This is a genomic window from Daejeonella sp. (assembly GCF_044342615.1).
GTDB lineage: Bacteria > Bacteroidota > Bacteroidia > Sphingobacteriales > Sphingobacteriaceae > Daejeonella.
In genome coordinates this window covers 1-4,005 of record NZ_JBIIPN010000187.1, presented here as the reverse complement: position 1 = coordinate 4,005, position 4,005 = coordinate 1, and the positions used below count along the sequence as shown (strand labels likewise).

Annotated in this window: 4 protein-coding genes; 2 read left to right on the top strand and 2 right to left on the bottom strand. The window is 33.9% G+C overall.

Going from position 1 to position 4,005, the window contains the following annotated elements; genetic code table 11:
* Nucleotides 1–241 (bottom strand): hypothetical protein (locus tag ACIQ0D_RS11995; protein WP_395805934.1); only part of this gene is annotated, 241 nt, incomplete at its 3' end.
* A gap of 23 nt (nucleotides 242–264) precedes the next feature.
* On the opposite strand from ACIQ0D_RS11995, the gene ACIQ0D_RS11990 reads away from it, so the two are divergent.
* Complete coding sequence (locus tag ACIQ0D_RS11990) at nucleotides 265–1,335, top strand: OmpA family protein (RefSeq protein WP_395805932.1); 1,071 nt, start codon at nucleotides 265–267, stop codon at nucleotides 1,333–1,335.
* A 70-nt stretch (nucleotides 1,336–1,405) separates the two neighbouring features.
* Entirely contained in the window at nucleotides 1,406–1,726 is a 321-nt protein-coding gene (locus ACIQ0D_RS11985) for a hypothetical protein (protein WP_395805930.1), read from the top strand.
* Nucleotides 1,727–1,853: 127 nt separating this feature from the next.
* Here ACIQ0D_RS11985 and ACIQ0D_RS11980 read toward each other — a convergent pair whose 3' ends face one another.
* Entirely contained in the window at nucleotides 1,854–3,218 is a 1,365-nt protein-coding gene (locus ACIQ0D_RS11980) for a hypothetical protein (protein WP_395805928.1), read from the bottom strand.
* Nucleotides 3,219–4,005: the final 787 nt, after the last annotated feature.

Sequence of the window (4,005 nt, the reverse complement as noted above, 5' to 3'; positions counted from 1 at the left end):
GATATTCTAGAAATGCATTTGAACTTAGTTTACGAAAAGCATTTAAACAAAAGAAAAAAGCAGTTGTGAAGGAAGAATAGGCGCAAGCCTGTCGGGGGCAACCCTGTCGGGGGCTACCCTTGCGGTTGCCCATTGTCCATTTCGTCTTCGCTTTATCTGATTTGAGTAAGAAATAACGGGCTTCGAGAACCTCAGCCACCGGGTAGCTGATGTCGCTAGCCTGACAACTGATAACAGACAACTGACAAATTCAACAAAAAAATAATGAAAAAATACACTAAAATCGCCATTTTACTTTTCCTAGGTTTATTAAACCTTGCGAGTGTCCAGGCACAGACTGAAGTAAAAGACAAGTTTTTAGATACGTTACGTGTGGGAATGCGTTATCAAGTGCAGGAGTTTCATTCATTGAACCAAAAATTATTGGATAACTGTAATTGTGATGAGTCGCTACGATTAAAGGAGCGTTCATTACAAGGCATTAGTGCGAGTCTTTATGAACCATTAACAAAGAATTGGGCCTTTGGAGCTGATATTGGGGGTGCTTTCGGTACTATTATGGATGATAAGAGAAATTACACGAAGTATACTTTTTTTCAAATGCGCGCAGAGAGTTTTTATAATTTCTCTAGTCCAAAGTCAAAACTTCGTCCTTATTTAAGTGGAAGCATTCAAATGGTTGCAAATGCTAGTCAAGCGTTTTTAAGCCTTCCTATAGGTGCCGGCTTACGTTACCAGTTAATGAAGGGTGGTTATATACACATTCAAACGGCATATGATCGTGGATTTTCGTCAAAGCTCGCTAAGAACATGATTACCAATGTAGGTTTCCATGTTCCATTATATAAGCGTAAAGATCATAAAGCAGAAGTTAGTAATTATATCATAAATCCTGCTGGAACGCCTCCAGCCTATGCAGCAAAACCTGCAGTATCAACACCAGCTCCTGTGAGCCTTGCTCCAGCTGCAGTAGTTCAAGTAGAAGAGCCAAAATTACCTGAGCAATTAGTACGTGTTGTATATTTTGATACCGACAAATACAGTTTAAATAAGTTAGAAACTAGTAAAGTTTTAGCAGAAGTTGATGCTTTTGCAAAGAAATATCCTAATGTTCAGATCTATTTAACAGGTCATACGGATAGTGTTTTAGATGAGGCTTATAACCTAGCTTTATCTAAAAAGCGTGTTCAAGCTGTGCTTACCTGGTTAATTCAGAAGGGTATTGCTTCTAAGCGTATCAGCAGTTCATTCTTCGGAGAAGCTACACCAGCAACTAGTAACGATGGTCCAGGTGGTAAAGCAGGTAATAGAAGAGTTGAGATTATCGTAAAATAGATATTAGTAAAACAATGATTATTGATAAGTAATGAAAAAGATGCTTATGTTTTGGAAGAAATTTAGTTTTATGAGCAAAAAGGACACCAGGGAGATAAGCGTCTTTTTGCTTAAAGTTGAATTGAGCTATAAAACGGTTGCTCAAATATCCTATAAAGATGAGAATGGCAATGTAAAGATTGTTCGTTTTTTTGATAATACCTGGTCAAGGGAAGTAATTAGTTATACTGATAATTTTGAAGATCTCTCCTTTAAATTTTTTGCTCATTCGCCTAATTTGGTAAAAGATGAGCGAGTGCAATTGAGTATTTCTTTAAAAGGGGAATTGCTCTCATCTCAAGAGTTTATTGTGGATAAGGATAAAGATTTTACAGGCTGGTTGTCTGTTTAATGTGACAGTTAAGAATAAAATGTCAGCTAATTATTCTTAATTAATTAGAGCTTTGATTCAATTTTGATTTCTCGATTATTTTTCGTATATTATATTTAAAGGCCCTCTGAACAAAGGTTTATTTGTTTTATAAATTCAAGCTTTTGATTAATTTTTCTAAATCCTTCGCTTTTATTTCAGGATTTATATAATAGTCCATCATACGTTTATCTTCAATATTGGAGGATCTGAAAATCAGATCTTTGGAGTCTAAATCTTTACGCAATTTCTGATTAATTGCGCCGATAATACGATACCTTATTTGCCTTTGATTATCGTATGTTTTTGTACTTATTTCCAATAAATTATTAAGCTCAATGCTTGTTATTTTTATCCCAATAGGCTGATAGATAAATTTTTTCACTACCAATAATTCTACCTCTGTCAGGGTATAATCTTCCATCTTAAGTTTCGTTCGTTTACGATAATAGAGGAAGCTTCCAGTAAGCACTAAAAGTGTTCCTAAAGCGATTACAATGTTTCTATTGCTAAAATCATTATATCCATAAACTGGACCTATTATGCTTGATTGTTTTACTAATGAGTCAACAGAAAGGCTATCGAAATATATTTTGTCTATTTTTCCGGTACTTGCCATGCTTCTTGAGAAGATTTTTCCATTTTGAAAGTACAGCTCGGAATTATTCAAGTAAAATTGATCATTTGTTGATTTATGCTCATAAAGCACATTTTCAAATGGCTCGACGATGTAATACTTTGAATCGTTAGTGTCAAAAATTAAAAATAAATATTTGCCCGTCCAGATTGTTCGATAATTATTTTTGGCAATATTAATTATATGGGCACTTAAAAATCCCTTTTCTTCCCAGCTATCGTTTTTAAATGAGTATATTCTAAAGGGCACTTTATTGTTTTTTAAGTTTTCATCCACTTCTAGAAAAGATGAAAAAAATGCATCTTGCTCTTTTGAATAGCCACTAAACTTATTTTTACTTGGGTGTTTATTATCTTTTTGGAATTTGTAAAATGCCCATTCAGATGTTTGGGGATTATAATAAGTGATGATACTATGTTTTAACCAAAAACCGTCACCGCCGATAGAAAAAAGAGTATCCTTTCTAAAAAATTGGCTTGCATTGAAATTGTATCCTCTAAAGAAGGTCTGGTCTAGGCGATTAAGCTTTAAATTAGCTAAGTCTAAACTGAAGATTTGCCCTGTCCCCGGGATAGTGATAAGTATAGAATCGGCTTGGTAAAAGGCATTTACTCCGAAATCGCCAGGTAGCTCTGATTTTATTGATTCCCAATCTTGGATTTTGCCAAGTTCTGTTTTTGGCTTGTTGGGAGTATCCTGACTTAATATTCCTGAATTAATATCGATTTTAAACAAGGAATGGTCAGGACTAATCCATTGAAAACCTTTGTGTACTTGCCCAAAAGCAAATGTTGAAAGACCAAGGATAGTGAAGAATATCGCGTAACGTTTTTTCATAGGTAAATCTATTCAAATATAGCCTTTGTCAATTAAATATAATTTGCGATTTCCCTATAACATGTAATATGATAAAGGGCGATTTATTTTTAATGACTTTATGATCTTATTGCCGAATAATAAATTTGATGTTAAAAATATCAATTAAATCAAAATAGGTCTATAAAATTTTACTCAAATAAATTTAGATTAAGAAATGTATTCTCAAATATTGCTATTTGATAGTTTAAAAACAATCTTTTTTAAGGTATTTATTGCAAAATAAGGCCTAAACTTGATTTTTAATTATGGGAAACCATAAACCCCGTAGAGACACACGGTCGTGTGTCTCATAAATTTCATTTAATTGAATTGTGATGGTCGTGTAGAGACACACGGTCGTGTGTCTCATAAATTATCATTTAATTGATGGGGGGAGGAGACACACGACCGTGTGTCTCTACGACGACGGATTTGATTTATAAAATTTATCTTCAATCCATTTGGCCGGATTATTTCTTATGTAATTTGTAATATTCTGATATTCCAATTGATTTCTAATGATGTGGTCGTGATAGTTTGGTTGAAAGAAATGATTGTTTCTATTATATTTTGAGATGGATAATTTTTGTTGATCAATAAAATCATTGATTTTTGTATTTACGGCCGATTTAAAACCCGCGATGAATGATGAAATAGATTTGGGTAATCGTATTGCTGGATTTCGTTTAATTGGCAAGGTAGAGACACACGGCCGTGTGTCTCCAACATTATCATTTATTTGATTTGCGATAGAGACACACGGCCG